This window comes from Campylobacter sp. FOBRC14 (genome assembly GCF_000287855.1).
GTDB lineage: Bacteria > Campylobacterota > Campylobacteria > Campylobacterales > Campylobacteraceae > Campylobacter_A > Campylobacter_A curvus.
In genome coordinates, this window is sequence record NZ_ALJJ01000007.1 from 70,105 (window position 1) to 90,154 (window position 20,050).

The window sequence follows — 20,050 nt, forward strand, 5'->3', positions numbered from 1 at the left end:
TTTGTAAATTTTATTTTTGATCCGTTTGTTTGGCCTTAAACCCGCCACCAAATACCTTGTAAATTTCAATGGCCGCGTTATCTAAATTTAGCTGTGCGCTTATCGCGCTTAGTCTGGTGCTCAGTAAATTTCGCTGCGCATCGAGGAAGGTGAGATGATCGCTGTATCCGGCGTCGTATTGAGCCTTTGCCAAGCGATAAATTTCATCTTGAGAGCTTAGCAGCCTTTTTGTATCTTGCCAGACTTGCATAGCGTTTTTACGGTCCTCTAGGGCGACTTTGACCTCGCCAAGAGCCGTTTTTATCGTCTTTTCATAGCTTAGAGCGTTTGCACTTTGAGTGAGCTCGGCGATCTCTACGTTATTTGCCCGTCTGCCGTAGTCAAATACAGTCTGCGCTAAAGAGCCTGCGAGCGACCAAGTATTTGCATTTTGCACGAACAGTCTATCAAATTCCACTGAGCTAAAGCCAAAAATTCCGGTCAAAGAAAGCGTAGGAAAATAAGCCGCTTTAGCCACGCCGATCAGTGCGTTCGAGCTTTTTAGGCTCTCGTAAGCGCTCGCCACATCGCTTCTACGAAGTAAGATATCGGAGCTGATGCCGGCATTTACCTGCGGTGCATCAGGTAGTGTGGCGCTGGTGGCTACGATCTGGTTTAAAATTTCGTCATTGCTCTTCGCGCAAAGTATGGCTAGAGAATTTGAAGCGCTTACGATGGAATTTTTCACGTCAGTGAGGCTGATCTGCGCACTTTGGACCGACGCTACGCTTTGCAGATAGACCATTTGCGTTATACTGCCAGCATCGAGCTGCTTTTTGCGGTAGTTCATCGTATCTATGTAGCTGGCAAGGGTATCTTCTAACACACGCTCTTGCATCCTCAAAGACACCAGCGTGAAGTAGGCTTGAGCTACGTTTGAGGCGATAGTGAGCCTTGAGTTTGCGTAGTCATACTTACTAGCTTGCAAAAGCGCATCCGATGAGGCGATAGAGTTTCGTACCCTGCCCCAAAGATCGACCTCGTAGTTTAGCACGGCATTAAGCGAGAAGCTATCGTATTTTACATTATCTTGCCCGGTGTAAGTCTCGCCGCTCGTCCTGGCCTTGCTCGCTTCGGCGTTTATGCCCACAGTCGGGAAAAGGTCCGCCTTGGAATTTTTAAGCGTCAAAGCCGCTTTTTGTAAATTTATATAGGCGAGCTTTAGATCGATATTGTTTTTGAGGGCGTTCTCGACCAGTGCATTTAGCCTCTCGTCGTTAAATTCCTTCCACCAATAATCATTGATGTCGCTGCTTTCGTATTTATACTCAAACGTGGTATTGGTCTCTGGCATAGCAGGTCTAAACGAGCAACCGGCCATAAACAAAGCGATGATAAAAATAGCTATGTTACGCATTTACTTCACCTCCGTCGCGTTTAACAACCTTGCCTTTGTTCCAGAATTTCTCATTTAAATTTTCAAGCAAATAATAAAATAAAGGCACGAAAAATATCGAGATCGTAGATGCCGCTATCATGCCGCCTACGACGCCTGTGCCTAACGAGTGCCTACTGGCAGCACCCGCACCGGTCGAGATGACCATCGGGAAAACGCCAAGCGTAAATGCGATAGAGGTCATGACGATAGGACGGAACCTAAGCTTTGCTGCACTGATAGCTGCATCGAACACGCTCTTACCGCTCTCGCGCTCTTGCATCGCAAATTCTACGATCAAGATCGCGTTTTTAGCTGATAGACCGATGAGCAAAAGCAGACCGACTTGAAAATAAACATCGTTCGTAAGCCCTCTAGCCCATGTCGCAAGAAGCGAGCCAAAAACCGCAAAAGGCACGGCCGTGATGACCGCAAGCGGGATGAGCCAGCGCTCGTATTGAGCCGCTAGGATCAAGAAGACAAAAACCATACCAAAGATGAACGCTGTAGTTCCCGTTCCGGAGGCATTGACCTCCTGATACGCAGTCCCTGACCATGCGACTGAGTATTCGGCGTCACTTAGCGTCTCTTTGACGACCTCTTGGATAGCATTTAGCGCATCGCCGGAGGTGTAGCCGGCAGCCGGATCGCCCAAGACCTTAGCCGCAGGGAAAAGGTTGAACCTATCGACTATATCAGGTCCCATGCTTCTTGTAAGAGTCGCTACGGAATTTAGAGAGACCATGTCTCCGTTCGAGCTTTTTACGAAAATACTCCTCAGATCTTCGGGCGAATTCCTAAAGGTATCCTTAGCCCTCACATAAACGCGGTAAGTCTTGCCGAGCATGCTAAAGTCATTTACGTAGTATGAGCCTATCGTCGCTGCAAGAGCGCTAAATATATCCGATTTGCTCACTCCTAGCAAATTTGCCTTTTCATAGTCTACGCTTATGTCATATCGCGGGAAATTCGTCTCAAGTGTCGTTCTGACGCTTGTCAGCTCAGGACGAGTCCTAGCCTTGGCGACTACTTTCAAGACGTCTTCTTCGATTTGCTGGTAGCTTTTGCCGCTTCTGTTTTGCAGATACATCTCAAAGCCACCTGTCATGGATAGACCCATTATCGGCGGTAAATTTACCGCAAAGCTCAAGCTCTCTTTTGACGGATAAAACACTCCGTTATATTTATTGACTAGCGCGTCTATGCTGCTATCTGCAGTCTTTCTCTTGCTCCAGTCGGTAGTGCGTACGAAAAATACCATAGAATTTTCGCGAAGCGCTCCGGCTAGCAAATCATACCCTGCAAATCCAGTAATCCTCTCGATATTTGGATCAGCCATCAGCGTCTCGGTCATTTTTTTATTCTCTTTTACTGTCCTAGCTATCGCTGAAGCGGGGGGTAGAGATGATATGACCATGAAATATCCCTTATCTTCGCTTGGCACGAGGCTTGAAGGAAGCGTTTTAAAAAGTCCGCTCATGGCAAAGATAACGACTGCAACGATGATAAGGCTTGGTATGACGTGTCTGAGCACTTTGGCCACGCCTGCTGAAAACATCTTCGTGCTCCAGTCGAAGAAATCGTTAAATTTCTGAACTATCCAAAACGGTTTGTTTTCACCGCGCTTTAGCATGATAGCCGCAAGTGCCGGCGTGAGCGTAAGCGCCACAAATCCGGATAGACATACCGAAACGACGAGCGTAAGCGCAAACTGCCTTTGTATGACGCCGACAAAGCCCTCCATAAAAGCAACCGGCACGAAAACCGCCGAGAGGACGAGCACGATAGAGATGACTGGCGTGGCGACCTCTTCCATAGCCTTGATAGCTGCGTCTTTTACGCTTATATCGGGCTCTTCGTGCATTATACGCTCTACGTTTTCTATTACGATGATCGCATCATCAACGACGATACCGATGGCAAGGATAAGCGCAAAAAGGGTTATCAAATTTATCGAAAATCCCATCGCGTAAAATCCTGCAAACGTGCCTATGATAGATACCGGCACCGCTAGCATCGGTATGATGGTCGCTCTTATGCTCTTTAAGAAAAAATACATAACTATCATAACAAGTAGCATTGCTTCAACAAAGGTTTTTACGACCTCTTCGATAGAGACTTGAACGAATGTCGTAGTATCGTAAGAGACCGTATGTTTAAACCCTTCCGGATAGCTGGCGGATAGCTCGTTTAGCCTTTGAGCGACTGATTGTGCGGTCTGAAGTGCGTTTGCATCGTTTTGTAAAAATACTAGCATCGGCACCATGGTTTGGTTATTTAAAAAGCCGTTAAACGAGTAGCTTTGCATGCCTATATCGATATCGGCGACTTGCTTTAGTTTTAGCATAGTGCCGTCGCTGTTGGCCCTTAAAACGATATTTTCAAACTGACTGACATTAGAATAACGTCCATCAGACTTGATAGAATAGACATAAGGGTTTTTAGCATCTTGCAAAGGCGGCTCGCCGATAGTTCCGGCTGCGTATTGAGAATTTTGAGTCTTTATAGCGCTTAAGACTTCAGATACGCTTATGTTAAATTTAGATAGCTCGTCAGGCTTTAGCCAAATTCTCATCGCATAGCTTTGATTTCCTATGACAGCTACGTCACCCACGCCTTTTACACGTTTTATCTCATCTGAAATGTTTAGCAAGACATAGTTTGCCAAGTCGCGTTTATTCATACTAGGATCATCCGTCGTAAATGCTACGACCTCTAGGATAGAGCTACTTCTTTCTCTGACAGTGACACCTACTTGCTGCACCTCTTGAGGCAAACGAGCAAGGGCCGCTTGGACGCGGTTATTGACGTCGATAGTCGCTTGTTTGGAATTTGAGCCGATATTGAAATACACGCTTATACTCATAGTACCGCTCGAGCTTGAGGTGCTTTGCATGTAGATCATATTTTCAACACCGTTTATCTCGTCTTCAAGGATCGAAGCCACCGTGCTTGCTATGATCTCTGCATTTGCTCCCGTATAGGAGGCGCTGACGCTTACCTCAGGAGGAGTGAGCTTTGGATACTCTTCTATCGGCAATCCCCTGATCGACACGAACCCCGCGATAACGATGATTATCGATATGACCGCGGCAAATATCGGGCGATTGATAAAAAATTTAGAAAACATTATTTGTTCTCCTTGCCTTGCGTATCAGGCTGGACGCTAGAGCCCGGGCCTATCTTTTTGAAGTTATTTAGTATGATCACGTCGCCCTCTTCGAGCCCTTCTTTCACGTAGGCTTCAGTAACGGTTTGATATATGATCTTTATGCTTTTTTTGACTACTTTGCCGTCTTTTACAAGATAGACATAAGGGCTAACGGTATCTTGGAGTATGGCTACTTGAGGGATAGCAAAGCTATCTTTTTGCACGAAGCCGTTCATCGAAATTCTAGCGAACACTCCGGGCAAAAGCTTGCCGTCTTTGTTTTCAAATTCAGCCTTGGCTAAAACGCCGCCGCTATTTACATCGACGGTGCTATCTATAAATTTCACTTTGCCTTCAAAATTTTGCCCGTCTACGGTCAGTATAGCCTCTTTATTTATCTGCTCCCAGCTGTTTTGATCTATATTTTTAGCCCTATTTAGCTCGTCTATATCGGATATATAAAACCTAACATCGATAGGATCGATCTTGGTCAGCCTCACCAGCTCGGTAGAGCCAGCTGCTATGTAGGCTCCGACATCGACTAAATTTTCGCCCACCATGCCGCTAAATGGAGCCGTGACGTTCGTATAGCCAAGGTCCAGCTTAGCACTTTTAGTAGATGCGATTGCGCTTTTTAGCGTAGCGTCGGCGCTTTCATACGTAGCAAGTGCGGAGTCATAATCTTTTTGAGAGAGGGCTTTTTGGGCAAAGAGCTTTTTGACGCGCTCCATCTCGTTTTTGGCATTTTTTAAATTCGCCTCGGCTTGCGCTATGCTCGCTTTTGAGGACTCATAAGTGGCTTGATACTTCTCAGGATCGATGACAAAAAGCACTTGACCCTCTTTCACGGTATCGCCTGCCTTGAAATTTTGCTTTAAGAGCGTTCCTGAAACCTTTGGCTTGATGATCACATCTTGTTCGCTTTGTATGCGAGCAGGGTAGTTAAAGCTCATCGGATAATCGCCCTTTTTAGCAACCACGACATCGACCTGAGCCGGAGGCATAGCAGATGCTGCCGCTTGAGCTTTGTCTTTTTTAAAGATGTTTAGATCATCCAAGCAACCCGTAAAAAACAGAGCCGCCACTAAAGCGAGCGATAAATTTGTAAGCTTGCCCATTTAAAATTCTCCTTAGTAAATTTTATTGCCTGAAACTAAAGCAATATACATTACATCACCTGTTTAGAATGGACGATTATACTTTTAAATATTAAACAAATCAATAATATTATTAAAAAATTTTAGTTATATTATTCGTCACCCAAGCGCAGTCAAAACGGCCGTTTAAATTTAAAACGATTTTAAACTCTGTTAAAAAGCGGCCACGACCGCACATGCAATTAAAATTTCGCCCTTAAGGCTAACTTAGACCGAGGTTTTATTTATAAATTCCGTGTAAAAACAGATCGACTACGCTTTGGATCATCTTTTCTTTTTGGGTCTCGCTCAAATTTATATCTTCACCTAGTATCACGCCGCTTAGGTGATAGGGCTCTCGTATAAGAGCGCAAAATTTCAGTGCAAGCTCCTCGTAGTCATACTCTTTTATATGCGGCGCGACATCGTCTCTTGAGAAATATTTAGTCAAAATTCCACATGTTCTTTTGATTATATTTACGTTAAATCGCTCGCCAAGCTCCTTATTTTTATAGCATTCGCTTATTATGAGCCTAGAAAGCGCTATGGAGTAAGGCTTGCAAAATATATCGAAATAAAGCAATCCAAACCTATATAAAATTTCCTCCAAGCTCTTTGAAGGCTTTAAATTTACCTTCTCATCGAGCTCCTTACAAAAATCATCGAAATTTTTCTCCATTATCGCGGCAAAAAGCCCCTCTTTGTTAGTAAAATACTTATAAACGCTAGCAAGCGAACCTCCACCTTTGGCGACTATGTCGCTAAGACTCGTATGCTCATAGCCCTTCTCCAAAAATAGCTCGAGACCCGTTTGCATTATGATCTCGTATCTCTTTTTGCCCTTTTCTGAAATATTCATAAATTTCTCCTATTAATTTTTAAACTCATTATTGTAGCGTATTTTTTTAGGATACACAAATATAGTTTCACGATTTACGTTTATTTTACGTTGCTCGTCTATTGCAAATGCGTTTATCATAATAGAAATCGGCATATCATTTTTGAAATTTTGGTTTAAATTTAGTGATCTTAGCGTGACTATCGTCTTTTGCTTCGCACCGGCTTTTATGCGCACCGGGCTGTTTGGGCGGACTATTTTTAAATTTGTGTCATTAGTGTCAAAATAATATTCATGTTCCTTATTATCGGTGTTTTGAAACAAAAATACATAAGAATTTTCAACGCTTCCGTCCCTACCCACGCTGTAAAGTTCGCTGGTGCGGTTGATGTTTAAAAGCATATGCTCTTTTTTGCCACTCATTAGGATGAGTCCAACAAAAGCTACGATTAAGATAACGAGATAAGCTGCCGTCCTAAAGCGTATAAATTTTACCTTTCGGTGAGTTTTTTGTGAGTTGTCGCTCGTCCAGTCTATCAACGAAGGAAGGCTAAATTTCGCCATTACTTTTGCACATGCGTCAGAGCATTCAAGGCAGTTTATGCACTCAAGCTGCATACCTTTTCTTATATCGATATGAGTTGGGCAAATTCTCACGCAAGCCTCACAGCCGGTGCATTGACTTTCGGGATCTGGCGGCTTTTTGTAAAGTTTTACACCTTTATCGTAAATTTTACCGCCGCGCTGCTCGTTGTAGATGACTTGGATCGTATCGCTGTCAAACATCACCGACTGCACCCTCGCATACGGGCAAACATAAACGCAAAAATTCTCAGCCAAGATCGCAACGTCATAAACGAGCCAAAGCACGATACAGGCGAGAAATCCTATCAAAATTTTATGCTCGGAACCATCCTTTAAATAAGCAAAAAAATCCTCCGGCGGCACGAAATACCATAAAAAATTCGAGGCTATGAGCACGCAGATGATAGCCCAGATAAAAATGGCTGAAATTTGTTTTAGAATTTGCTCCTTTGCCGCTTGCTGCTTATTTTGGACGCTTTTGTTTATCTTTAAAATTTTAGTCTGCAAAAGATCGCGAAAGATCACGCGAAATATCGTCTGCGGACAGCTCCAGCCGCACCAAATGCGCCCTGCCAGCGTCGTTACAAAAAATACGAATAAAAATAGGATGATGAACAAAAACGGCATCAAATAAAGCTCTTGCATATCAAATTTTACGAAAAATAGATGAAGCTGGCTTTTGTCGAAATTTAGCAAAAATAGATGATTGCCATCTATACGGATAAACGGCAAAACAAGAGCGGTAAAGGTGATCAATGCATAAACAATATAGCGTTTATACGTGTATTTAAAGTAGTTTCTAACTTTTTCGTTACTCATAAACAACCCTTAATAAATTTTATAAATGATAGTTACAAAATAATTATATTTTTTGATTAATTATAAGTTAAAAATATTTGAATTTTCATTAAGATACACTTTTTTGACACTTTTGCCATATATAATTTTAAAATCTTAAAGAAAGGAGATATTATGCATAATATTTCAAGACGGAAATTTATAAAATCAAGCATAGTCGCGCTATCTGCCAGTGCAGTTGGAGCTGTAAATTTAAATGGCGACGAAAAGCCGAACAATGAGATAAAGTGGGATCAAGAATTTGATGTCTTGATCGTTGGAAGCGGCCTCAGCGCAAACGTTGCCGGTATAGTCGCTGCCGAAGGCGGACTAAAAACGGTACTGCTAGAAAAGATGTCAAGAGCCGGTGGAAATTCTATAATCTCTCAGCTTGACTTTGCTTGCGTAGGGTCTGACATACAGAAAAAAGAGGGCATAAAAGATTCAGTCGAACTTTTTATAAAAGATTTAAACAATGCAGGTAAAGGTTTCAATGACGTGGCACAATCCCGCAGAATAGCCGAAAATTCAAAAAGAGCTTATGAATTTATGAAAGCTAGAGGTGTCAAATATGCAAATAAATTAAAACATCTTGGCGGGCATAGTGTCGCCAGAAGCCTAGAAACCATCGGTGGCGGCGGGGTTTGCCTACAAACTCTAAACGCCCATTTTGAAACAAAAGGCGGAAGCATATTTAAAAGAGTGAAAGCCGATGAGATATTAAAGGACACAGAAGGAAGGGTTATAGGATTAAAAGTAAGAGAAGAGTATAAATTTGACAAAAGTCTAAAAGATGACGATAAAGAAAATACATCAGGAGTAGTCAAATACTACAAAGCAAATAAAGCGGTAATATTTGCTAGCGGTGGTTACTCCGCTGATAAAGAATTTAAGTTTATACAAAATCCAAGACTATCATTGGCAACGACTCCGTCAAATCCTGGTGCTACAGCAGGGGCGCTAAAGACAATGCTAAAAGCTAAAGCGACACCAGTACAGCTTAGTTTGGCCAGATACTCTTTTGGGATTCCTACAGAGGATTTGATATTTTCCATAATAGTAAATGGTAAAACCTCAAAGAGATTTATGAACGAAGATGGCGACAGGCAAACACTTTCAAATAACATTTTAGAAAATATGCAAAACACAGATACGACGCTATTTCCTGTTATTATTTTTGATGACACTGGCTTTAATCAAAGTCATGATATCAATAGGTTAAAAAACTTTTTAAATTTAGGAAAGATGAAAAAGTTTGACACTATTGAGGCTTTGACAAATGATTTTAAGCTTGACGTTAATGTATTAAAAAGCGAAATAGAAAGATATAACGGATTTATATCCAAAAAATCAGATGATGATTTCAAAAAAGACTTTACTAAAAAAATGGTCTCATCAATACAAAAAGCACCGTTTTATGCCATATTGGCAGCCCCTGGAGTTAGCTATACGCAAGGTGGTGTGAGAGTAAATTTAAATTTTGAGGTTCTTGATCTGCAAACCAATGAACCTATCAAAAATTTATACGCTGTTGGTGAGGCTACTGGCGGGGTGCATGGCTTTAGCAGACTCACAAGTTGTTCGGTGCCTGATTGTATAACTTCTGCTATGATAGCTGGAGAATTTATCCTAAAAAGCTAGATTATAAACGCCAGTAAAATGCTGGCGTTTAAGCCTTTTGTGCTATGATTAAAAACAAAAGGTTAATGCATGGATTTTAGTAATTTTAGCATACTTTACGCAGAAGACGAGCAAGGGATTTCTCAAAACATCTCATCTTTGCTTAAAATTTATTTTAAAAATGTTTTTATAGCAAAAGATGGACTAGAGCTTTTAGAGCTATATAGACTTTATGCTCCAGATATACTTCTTATAGATATTTGCATGCCGCATCTAGACGGACTTGATGCCTTAAAAATAATCAGAAAAAAAGATCCGAACATCCCTGCAGTTATCGTAACAGCACATACAGACACAAATCATCTTCTAAAAGCAGTTGAGCTTTTTATAACAAAATTTATAACAAAGCCCTTTGATAAAAAAACTTTATTTGAAGCTCTAGAATTTGCGCTAAAACCAAAATTTGACGAAAAGACGAGATTAAGAGATGATATTTTTTATTCGAGTAAAAATAAAACAATAGATATTAGCGGTCATACGGTAGCTCTAAACAAAAAAGAAAGCTTGTTATTAGAACTACTTTTAATGAATCGCGGTAAAATAATTTCAAGCTACATTATCGAAGAATATGTATATGCAGGCGAGGAAATGAGCGAGGACGCACTAAAATCTTTACTTAAAAATTTAAGAAAAAAAATCGGACAAGATATAATTATAAACAAAAAAGGTCTAGGCTATATAATATATGAGTAAAATTACAGCCAAAACTAAAAGCTTGATTTTTGTATTAACGCTAATGATTATTTTATCATCGTCTCAAATATATCAAAATTCTATATTCTACGAAACCTATATAAAGCAAATTCATATTTCGTATCAAAAATCATTTGAAAATTTCTATAAATCTTTTTTGAATAATGAATTCGACAAATATAGGCCGCTCGCTTCATATTTTACAAAAAAAGAGATCATTAAAGAGCTAAAAAACAATAATAACACCAAAATCATGAAGGAGCTTAGCTTCTACTTTTCATATTTTAAAAGTAGAGATAAATTTTTAAAAAACGTATTTTTTATAGATAAAGATTTGAAATTTAAAACAAGTAAAAATATGCTTATTTTCAATGAAAATAATTTTTTAAGATATAGCATTTATCAAGATAAAATAACCTATGAAAATAACGCTATTTTTGATGTTATAGAAAATAATAAAGAGCTGGAATTTGTATTGGTATTTGGGATATTTGAAAAAGGCAGAAACCTTGGCTTTATAGAAGTCGTTTTAGACCCAAATGCACTACTTAAAAATTTGCAATATTTTGATGGGAGCATTGGCTTTATCGTTAAAAACCAAGATAATATAAAATTTGGTGGTCAAACGATAGATACGACATCAGATCATAGTAGAATTTTAATAAAAGAGAATTCCTTTATCATAAATAACTTTATCATAAAAAACATAAACGATGAAGAGATGGCAAAAGGTATATTTTTGCTTGATATTACAAGTAAAGATAAATTTTATGATGAGTCAATACTAAAAAACATCATATTTTCTCTAATATTTTTTGTATTAGCCATTATAAGTTTAAATTTTGTATTTAATTTTTTAATATCAAGACTAGAAAGATCAAATTTAATATTAAATAAAAAAATAGACATAGCATTAAAAAAAGCTAGGCAACAGGACAAGCTTCTTATATATCAATCAAAATTAGCGGGAACTGGTGAAATGATAGCAAATATCGCACATCAATGGAGGCAGCCGCTGATGCAGTTATCCTCTATACTAATGCTTCTAGAAGCGCTATTTGAAAAAAATAAATTAACAAAAGAGTTATTTTATGAAAAGATAAACGAAGAAAGTAATATAATCAACTATATGTCAGGAACAATAGATGATTTTAGAAATTTCTATAGACCGGATAAAGAAAAAGAGAGTTTCAACGTCATGGATGCCATCGTAAGGTCGTTTGCTATTATTAAAAGCTCTCTTGATGCAAATAATATAAAATTTGACATAATATGCAAAAAAGAGAATGCTAAAATTTATGGCTATAAAAACGAATTTTCACAAGCTATATTAAATATACTTTCAAATTCAAAAGATGCCTTTTTAAACTCCTTAATAACAAACAAAAGGATACGAGTAGATATATCAAATATTAATAAAACTATTAAAATACTTATTCAAGACAATGCTGGCGGGATAGATGAAAATATAATAGATAAAATATTTGATCCCTATTTCACGACGAAACACTCTTTCCAAGGTACAGGCATAGGGCTATATATGTCAAAAATGATAATCGTAGATAATATGAATGGTACTATAAAAGTTTGCAATCAAGAATTAGATGGCAAGATCGGCGCTAAATTTGAAATAAGCTTTAATGATTTGTAAAAGATATAATGATGTATGATGTAATAGTTATAGGAAGTGGATTAAGCGGAAGTGTATGCGCTCTAAAGTGCGCTTTAAGCAATCTAAATGTTCTTGTTATAGAAAAGCTAGCTCATTTGGGAGGGACATCGTCATTAAGTACCTTAAGGATGGCTGTTTGTGGCTCTAAAATGCAACATAAAGCAAACATAATAGATAACGAAGATATATTTTTGCAAGATATCAGTAAGCTAACAAATGGGCTCAATCATATAAATCTAACTAAAAAGCTTGTGCAAAATTCAAAATATGGGCTTGATTTTTTATTGCAAAACGGATGTGAATTTAAAAATGAGATTATGTGGCAAGACGGACATTCTGTACCAAGAACGCTTATCCCAAAAAATGGGGCTTTGAGCATCTTATCGCCACTCCATAACAAGCTATTAAATTTAAAAAATTGTGATATTTTAGTGCAGCATCAAGTCTTGGATGTCAAACTAGATCATGATATTACTATAACAACGATCAAGAATTTAAAAAACGGCAATATTTATGAGGTAAAACCAAATATAGCAGTCGTTTTCGCAACTGGCGGCTATGCTAGGGATAAAAAATTTAGAACTATACAAAATCCCTTAACTGCGAATATAGCATCTAAGGCTTCGATTGGTGCAAATGCCGATTCACTTAAAATTTTACTTGGCTTAAATGCGACACCGATCCTTTTATCGCAAATGAGATATGCTTTTGATTTTCCGCTTGAAATCATAAAGTATAGCATTATTTTTAGTAGAAAAAATACCAAAAGATTTTTAAATGAAAACATCCAAAGACAAGAGCTTGGATTTAAAATTTTGACTGATATGAATGCAAAAAGCTCAGAGCTTTTCCCTATTGCGATATTCGATGCAAACGGTATTGACAACTTTGATAATCCGGATATATTATATGATCTGACGAGCAAAAATATACTTAAAAAATTTGAATCTTTAGAGCAAATCGCTCTACATTATGATATAAATGCACAGCTTTTAGAAAAAATCGTGAATATATATAATTCAGATGTAAAAAACGGTATAGATAGCGAGTTCTCAAAACAAATAAACGACTATGAAATAAAACCCCTATCAAGCCCACCTTTTTTTGCAATGGAGGTAGCGCCCTTGCTAAACTATACACAAGGTGGAGTTATGGTAGACGATCATGCCAGAGTTTTGGACACGGATCAAAAAAATATAGCAAATATATATGCCATAGGTGAAGCCGTTGGCGGAGTCCATGGAGAGAGTAGGCTCATAAGCACATCTAGCACGGAGTGCGTAGTTTTTGGTCTTATAGCTGCAAACGATATAATAAATAAAAAAAATATGATATAATGCGCTTTCATTTTAAAAGAAAGGTGGTGAGGATCGTGCCGGGAATCAAGGTGCATCCGAACGAGTCTTTTGACGAAGCTTACAGAAAGTTCAAAAAACAAGTAGATCGCAATCTCATCGTAACAGAGGTCAGAGCGAGACGCTTTTTTGAACCTATGACTGAAATTCGCAAAAAGCAAAAGATTTCAGCTCGTAAAAAAATGCTCAAACGTCTTTATATGCTTAGACGTTACGAGTCAAGACTCTAACCAAAACACGGTGGCGCTAAAACGCCGCCTTGTTTAACTCTTGTTTTAGCCTTCTTTGTTTATAATGCCTTGTCATAATCTTAAAATTTATCTTAAACGGAAAAATCTATGCAAAAGCTACCTGTTGGCCAAGCAGCTGAAATTTTAGGCATAACAAAAGAGGCGGTCTATAACCGCATAAGGCGAGGTTCTTTAAAAGCCGTAGAAAAAAACGGACAAAAATTCGTCATCTTAAATGATGAAAACGCGCAAGAGCCCGAAATAAAATCTGTCAAAAAACCTACTACAAAAACCCCAAAATCCGCAAATAACGATGAATTTGTAAAATATCTATTGGCCGAGCTTAGCGAGACGAAAGCGACAAATTTAAACCTTCAGGCCGACAAAGAGCGGCTATTTAAAGAAAAAGAGCAGATGCTCATAGAGCGTAAAAACGAAATTTCGCAAATTTACAAAGAGCGCGATGAGAAGCTGATGCAGTTTCTAAACGCGATGCAAAAGCCCTTTTTGACGCATAAAAACGACGAGCCCGCCATCGAAGCGCAGATAGACGAGGATGGCGAGAAAAAATGGATAAGCCTGGGCGAATATCTGCGCTCCTTGACGCCGCAACCAAAGAATATCAAAAAGGTGCAAAACAAGATAATAAAACGGATAAATCACTCAAAATTCATAAAATTTAAAAACGGCGTGATACTGATCAGAAAAAATAAAACTTTACAAGAGGTGACAGAATAGATGAAACATATAAAAAAGATAGCGACTTATGCGGCTATTGGCGGCTTTGGCGCGGTCGTGATGGCAGGACTAGCCGGATGCGACAGGAACGACGAGCAAACCAACGCAATGAACGAAGCGGCGCAAAAAACGGGCGCGTTCGTCGTCATCGAGGAGACCGAACCCGGCAAATACAAAGTACTCGAGGAGTATCCAAGCAGCGAAACGCGTGTGATCTTAAAGCAGCTTGACGGTACGGAGAGAATTTTGTCAAAAGAGGAAATGGACGCCTTAGTAGCCGAGGAAAACGCTAAGATCGACAACGGAACGTCAAATTTGACAAAGCCGGACGCCCAGCTAAGCAGCGGCGGCGCTGGCCTTGGCGAAATTTTACTAAGCTCTGCGGCAGGCGCGATAATCGGTAGCTGGATAGGCAACAAACTCTTTGGTAACCAAAATTTCCAAAGCCAAAGGCAAACCGCCTATAAAAACCCAAGCACATACATGAGAAGCGTCGATAGCTTCAACAAAGCAAGGAGCACGGCGACAAGTCCAAGAGGCGCTTCAAAGAGCGGATTCTTTGGAGGCGGCTCAAAAAGCTCCGGCTCTTCGAGCGGATTTTTCGGGGGTTAAGATGATAAATTTAAAAAAAATAGAGCCTTTGAATAAAGAATTTTTAGAGCAGATCGGCTTTGCTTGGCATACTGATGCCGACAACAGCGACTACGTCGCGGACGAGATCGTAGAGGTGAGCGATGAGCAGGCTCAGGCGTATTACGAAGCGGCGAACGAGCTATACGATATGTTCGTCGCAGCAGCCCAGCACATCATCGACAACAACCTCTTTCACGAGGTCGGTATCCCTTTTAACCTCATCGATCTCATCAAAGACAGCTGGGAGAACGAGGTGCACTGGCATCTTTACGGACGTTTTGATCTAGCGGGCGGACTTGATGGCAAGGGCATAAAGCTGATCGAGTTTAACGCCGACACGCCGACTGCGGTATTTGAGACTGCGATCATCCAGTGGGCGATGCTGAAATTTAACAAAATGGACGAGAGCTCGCAGTTTAACGACCTATACACGGCACTGGTCGAAAATTTCAAGCGCCTTGTCGTTTTAAACGGCGATACGGCCGATTTTAGCAAATATTACGAGGGCTGGAAAATTTTATTTAGCTCGGTCGCTGGCAGCATAGAGGACGAAAATACGACGAAACTGCTGCAAAGTGCGGCGAGCGAAGCAGGCTTTACGACTGATTTTGCATACGTAGACGAGGTGGAATTTAGCGACGAGAACGGGATATTTAAAGGTGATGAAAATTTCGAGTATTGGTTCAAACTCGTGCCTTGGGAGGATATCGCGATAAAGGAGGGCGAGCTAGCGCTCATACTGAAAAATATCGTCGAAAATCAAAAAGCCATCATACTAAATCCCGCATATACGCTGCTTTTTCAAAGCAAAGGCATACTCAAAATTTTGTGGGATCTTTACCCGAATCATCCATTGCTGCTCGAGACTTCAAACGAGCCGATAGTCGGTAAAAAATGCGTCAAAAAGCCGATATTTGGTCGTGAGGGCGAAAACGTGAGCATCATCGAGGCAAACGGCGAGGTAAGCAGCCAAAATAGCGGGATCTATGGCTCAAACAGCGCGGTCTATCAAGAATTTTACGAATTCAACAAAGACGCCAAAGAGCAAAGCTATCAAGCGGGCGTATTTTTCGCATATGAAAGCTGTGCACTAGGCTTTCGTAGGGGCGGCGAGATCATAGATAACACTTCAAAATTCGTAGGACATTACATAAAATGAAAATAGTCTGCCTGGATGCCTTGACACTTGGAAACGACGTCGATTTGAGCATTTTTAAGAGATTTGGCGAGTTTATCAGCTACGCGGTGACGAGCAAGGATGAAACTATCGCACGCCTAAAAAACGCCGATGTAGTCATTACAAACAAAGTCATCATCGATAAAAACGTGATGGACGAGTGCGAAAATTTAAAGCTCGTCTGCGTGAGCGCGACAGGAACAAACAACGTCGATATGAGCTACGCCGCACAAAAAGGCGTGGTCGTAAAAAATGTCGCCGGCTACTCGACAAATAGCGTAGTGCAGCACACTTTTGCCTGCTTACTCGGACTTTGCAACGAGATAAAATTTTACGATGACTACGCCAAAAGCGGCGAGTGGGTAAAGAGTGAAATTTTCACGAATTTAAGCAAAGGCATAGGTGAAATTTCAGGCAAAAATTTCGGCATTATCGGGCTTGGCGAGATAGGACGAGGCGTAGCCAGGATCGCCTCGGCATTTGGAGCGAATATCTTTTACTACTCCACGAGCGGCAAAAATCAAAACGGCGAATTCACACGCCTTGAGCTAAACGAACTGCTTAAAATTTGCGATATCATAAGCATCCACGCACCGCTAAATGAAAACACGAAAGCGCTGATCGGTGAGCGCGAGCTAAATTTAATGAAAGAAGGAGCCGTTTTGATGAATTTCGGACGCGGCGGTATAATCGATGAAAACGCCCTTGCAAGAGCGATAGACAGTAAAAATTTACGCGCTTGCATCGACGTGCTACAAAGCGAGCCGATGAGGCCAAACCATCCGTTTTTGCACCTAAAAAACAGCGCCAACCTCATCATCACACCGCATGTCGCATGGGCGAGCAAAGAGGCGCGTGAGAAGCTCATAAAGCTCATAGTAAAAAATATCGAAGATTTTATAAAGGAGAGATGATGGCGAGCGAACATAGCTTTGACATAAGCGCGCAGGTAGATATGATGGAGGTCAAAAACGCCCTGGAAACCTCCAAAAAAGAGCTTACAGCCAGGTATGATTTCAAGGGCGTCACAGCACAGATCGAGCTAAGTGAAAAAGACAAAACGATCACGATCCTAAGCAGTAGCGACAACAAGGTCGATGCACTAAAAGACATCGTCATCTCAAAGCTCATCAAGCGAAACATCCCGCCTGTCGCACTTAGCGAAAGTAAGCGCGAGAGTGCCAGTGGTGGCAACATAAAAGCCACGCTCAAGCTAAACGATACGCTAGATACTGAAAATTCCAAAAAGATCACAAAGGCCATAAAGGATGCCAAGCTCAAAGTCACAGCCACTATACGCGGCGAAGAGGTCAGAGTCAGCGGTAAAAGCATAGACGACCTGCAAGAGTGCATCCGCCTAGTCAAAGCTTTAAATCTCGAACTGCCTATAAATTTTAAAAATTTAAAATAAATTTAGCCCTAAATTTCGGGCTAAATTTGTCCGACATAGTAAATTTTAGGCGCCGATACAAGTAAAAATTTATAAAATTTTAGGTATCCTAACCCGAATTATTTAAACACTGCTTATTCAAGGTAATTAATTATGGGTTTTAAAAGTATTGTCGAGAGCTTTGCCGTAAACTACGCACATAACTCTATACAAAAGTCTTTATACAACGAATTTAACATAGACATCCTAACCACGACCTACAACAAAACGCCACGCGAGGGCAAAAAATACATGCTCTACGCTCACGTGCCGTTTTGCCACACATTTTGCCCTTACTGCTCGTTTCACAAATACCACTACGAACAAGAGCTTGCTAAGATCTATTTTGAAAATTTACGCGAGGAGATGAGACAGGTAAAGGACGCCGGGTTTAACTTCGGCTCGCTTTACGTAGGTGGCGGCACTACGCTGATAAACGAGGCCGAGCTCGAAAAAACTTTGCGCCTTGCAAAAAAGCTCTTTGACATCGAAGACATCTCTGCAGAAAGCGATCCAAACCATATCTCGCCCGAAAGTCTGAGGCGATTTGACGGGCTTATCGACCGTCTAAGCGTAGGCGTGCAAAGCTTTGATGACGACACCTTAAAGCGCGTGGGTAGATTTGAGAAATTCGGCAGCTCCAAAGAGGTGCGAGCAAGGCTTGAAAAGGCGCTAAATTTCCTCCCGGTCATTAGTCTCGATCTCATCTTTAACCTGCCAAATCAGACAAAAGAGCAGCTCGTAAACGATATCAAAATTTCAAAATCCATCGCCCCGCAGCAAATCACGCTCTATCCGCTAATGAAATCAGACCTAACAAGAGAGAATATCGCCAGGTCGCTTGGCGTCTCAAACGTTGATAACGAGCGAGAATTTTACGAGATCATCGTAGATGAATTCAGCCGCGGTGGGTATCATCAAAGCAACGCTTGGGCCTTTTCAAATCAAAGCTCAGTCGATATGCGAGACGAATACGTGGGCTCAAATCACGAATACGTGGGCGTTGGCAGCGGAGCGTTCAGCTTTCTTGACGGCGAGCTCGTAATAAACGCATTCAATCTGCTCGACTACGGCCGCAAGATAAAAGAGCGCACGAGCCCGGTCATCGCAAAATGCGGCTTTAGCAAAAAAGAAAGACTAAAATATATCTTTTTGACGGAGCTTTTTGACGGAGCCGTCGACATCCTAAAATACAACGAAAACAACCGAGCCAACATACATAAAGACCTATTTGTCGAGCTAAATTTACTAAAGCTCGTAAATGCGATATACGAGGAAAACGGCTGCATAAAGCCGACATTTTTCGGCCGCTACATCTGCGTGGTGCTGATGCGCGATTTTTACGCGGGCATGGACAAGGTGCGCGCGATATTTAAGGACGACGCGAAGATCAAACGCAGCAAAAACCTACACATCATGAGCGAAGATACCGAGGTCGACTACGAAAGAGCCATCATCCAGCCACGCGCAGCTATGTAAATTTAAGCACGCTCCGCTTTGAGGGGCTTGGCCTAAATTTTATCTATTTGATTTTATCTATCGATATTAGTATAATTTGGCTCCGTTTTAAAAAAGTATTGATTTCTAAAATTTTAAATACCTTAGCGTAGTCAAATCTTATGAAGCGACACTATCGCCGCCGATTTGCAGGGAAGCGGTAGCTGACCGCGCAAATCGTGCTATATGTTCGGCGCTTTGTGGAGCAAATAAGATTTGCGAAGCGTTCGTTTAAGACTATCAACACTTTTATAATTTTTACCAGCAAGCGGGCAAGGAGCGATGAAAAATGCAAAATAAAACCTACGAAAAGCACGAATTTAGCGTGCAGGGTAAAAGGGTCACGCTCTATCCAAGCGTCGAGGCGGACATGCCCGTCATCTATCTAAACACATTTGAAAACGAGGGTGAGCGCGTGCTGGCGGTGGTGCGCGAGAGGTGTGCGGCGGACTTCACGCTCGTGGCGATCGGGGGTCTAAACTGGGATCACGATATGTCGCCGTGGTCGATGCCGCCACTGTTTAAGGGCGATGCACCATGCACGGGCGGAGCGGACGAGTATCTGCAGCTTTTGACGGAGCAGATCGCGCCGCGAGCGGAGGAGCTCATCAAAGGACGGGCGGCTTGGAGCGGGCTTGCGGGGTATTCGCTAGCGGGGCTGTTTGCGCTCTACGTGCTCTATCAAAGCCCCTTTTTCTCGCGGGTTGCGAGCGTCTCGGGCTCGCTTTGGTTTGCAAATTTTAAAGAATTCGCTCTCACGCACGAGATGAAAGCGCCGCCTGAGTGCGTGTATTTCTCACTGGGCGACAAGGAGTGCATGGCGAAAAATCCCGTGCTTCAAAGCGTGCAGGAAAACACAGAGCAAATCGCGCAATTTTACGCGCACAGCGGCATCCAAACGACCTTCGAGCTAAACGAGGGCAATCACTTCCAAAATGCCATCCAGCGCACGGCAGCTGGCATCGCGTGGCTGCTAGGCAGGTGA

General features: G+C 41.2%; 17 protein-coding genes. 12 read left to right on the top strand and 5 right to left on the bottom strand.

Annotation, left to right across the window (positions count from 1 at the left end; all coding sequences use genetic code 11):
* Positions 1-10: 10 nt before the first annotated feature.
* The 5 genes from HMPREF1139_RS01120 to ccoG form a co-directional block, all read right to left on the bottom strand.
* The gene (locus HMPREF1139_RS01120; protein WP_009649787.1) at positions 11-1,396 is read right to left on the bottom strand and encodes an efflux transporter outer membrane subunit; all 1,386 of its coding nucleotides are present in this window, start codon (positions 1,394-1,396) and stop codon (positions 11-13) included.
* Positions 1,389-4,544, bottom strand: coding sequence for an efflux RND transporter permease subunit (locus HMPREF1139_RS01125; protein WP_009649592.1), 3,156 nt, complete (start codon positions 4,542-4,544; stop codon positions 1,389-1,391). The genes HMPREF1139_RS01120 and HMPREF1139_RS01125 overlap by 8 nt, the downstream gene beginning before the upstream one ends.
* Positions 4,544-5,683, bottom strand: coding sequence for an efflux RND transporter periplasmic adaptor subunit (locus tag HMPREF1139_RS01130; RefSeq protein WP_009649449.1), 1,140 nt, complete (start codon positions 5,681-5,683; stop codon positions 4,544-4,546). Before HMPREF1139_RS01130 ends, HMPREF1139_RS01125 begins: the two co-directional genes overlap by 1 nt.
* 259 nt (positions 5,684-5,942) lie before the next feature.
* On the bottom strand, positions 5,943-6,560 hold the full coding sequence (locus HMPREF1139_RS01135) for a TetR/AcrR family transcriptional regulator (RefSeq protein WP_009649495.1): 618 nt from the start codon (positions 6,558-6,560) through the stop codon (positions 5,943-5,945).
* Positions 6,561-6,572: 12 nt separating this feature from the next.
* On the bottom strand, positions 6,573-7,943 hold the full coding sequence (gene ccoG / locus HMPREF1139_RS01140) for a cytochrome c oxidase accessory protein CcoG (RefSeq protein ID WP_009649717.1): 1,371 nt from the start codon (positions 7,941-7,943) through the stop codon (positions 6,573-6,575).
* Between the two features lie 153 nt (positions 7,944-8,096).
* Here ccoG and HMPREF1139_RS01145 point away from each other — a divergent pair, with 153 nt between their 5' ends.
* From HMPREF1139_RS01145 to HMPREF1139_RS01200, 12 genes are all read left to right on the top strand, one after another.
* Positions 8,097-9,602 (top strand): flavocytochrome c, encoded by a 1,506-nt coding sequence (locus HMPREF1139_RS01145; RefSeq protein WP_009649762.1) that lies wholly within the window; start codon positions 8,097-8,099, stop codon positions 9,600-9,602.
* Between the two features lie 69 nt (positions 9,603-9,671).
* A complete protein-coding gene (locus tag HMPREF1139_RS01150; protein WP_009649872.1) occupies positions 9,672-10,334 on the top strand; it encodes a response regulator transcription factor in 663 nt (220 codons plus the stop codon).
* Positions 10,327-11,985, top strand: coding sequence for a sensor histidine kinase (locus HMPREF1139_RS01155; RefSeq protein ID WP_009649771.1), 1,659 nt, complete (start codon positions 10,327-10,329; stop codon positions 11,983-11,985). Before HMPREF1139_RS01150 ends, HMPREF1139_RS01155 begins: the two co-directional genes overlap by 8 nt.
* A gap of 11 nt (positions 11,986-11,996) precedes the next feature.
* Positions 11,997-13,343 (top strand): FAD-binding protein, encoded by a 1,347-nt coding sequence (locus tag HMPREF1139_RS01160; RefSeq protein ID WP_232209584.1) that lies wholly within the window; start codon positions 11,997-11,999, stop codon positions 13,341-13,343.
* A 35-nt stretch (positions 13,344-13,378) separates the two neighbouring features.
* Positions 13,379-13,591 carry a 30S ribosomal protein S21 gene (gene rpsU / locus HMPREF1139_RS01165; RefSeq protein WP_009649620.1) on the top strand — a complete coding sequence of 71 codons (213 nt, stop codon included), beginning with the start codon at positions 13,379-13,381 and terminating at the stop codon, positions 13,589-13,591.
* 108 nt (positions 13,592-13,699) lie between these two features.
* Entirely contained in the window at positions 13,700-14,329 is a 630-nt protein-coding gene (locus HMPREF1139_RS01170; RefSeq protein ID WP_009649709.1) for a helix-turn-helix domain-containing protein, read from the top strand.
* On the top strand, positions 14,330-14,941 hold the full coding sequence (locus HMPREF1139_RS01175; RefSeq protein WP_009649773.1) for a UPF0323 family lipoprotein: 612 nt from the start codon (positions 14,330-14,332) through the stop codon (positions 14,939-14,941).
* Position 14,942: 1 nt separating this feature from the next.
* Entirely contained in the window at positions 14,943-16,121 is a 1,179-nt protein-coding gene (locus tag HMPREF1139_RS01180; RefSeq protein ID WP_009649644.1) for a glutathionylspermidine synthase family protein, read from the top strand.
* Positions 16,118-17,053, top strand: coding sequence for a D-2-hydroxyacid dehydrogenase (locus tag HMPREF1139_RS01185; protein WP_009649452.1), 936 nt, complete (start codon positions 16,118-16,120; stop codon positions 17,051-17,053). The genes HMPREF1139_RS01180 and HMPREF1139_RS01185 overlap by 4 nt, the downstream gene beginning before the upstream one ends.
* Positions 17,053-17,550, top strand: coding sequence for a YajQ family cyclic di-GMP-binding protein (locus HMPREF1139_RS01190; protein WP_009649588.1), 498 nt, complete (start codon positions 17,053-17,055; stop codon positions 17,548-17,550). Before HMPREF1139_RS01185 ends, HMPREF1139_RS01190 begins: the two co-directional genes overlap by 1 nt.
* Before the next feature lie 132 nt (positions 17,551-17,682).
* The gene (locus tag HMPREF1139_RS01195) at positions 17,683-19,047 is read left to right on the top strand and encodes a coproporphyrinogen III oxidase family protein (protein WP_009649721.1); all 1,365 of its coding nucleotides are present in this window, start codon (positions 17,683-17,685) and stop codon (positions 19,045-19,047) included.
* Between the two features lie 307 nt (positions 19,048-19,354).
* Positions 19,355-20,050 carry an alpha/beta hydrolase gene (locus HMPREF1139_RS01200; protein WP_009649672.1) on the top strand — a complete coding sequence of 232 codons (696 nt, stop codon included), beginning with the start codon at positions 19,355-19,357 and terminating at the stop codon, positions 20,048-20,050.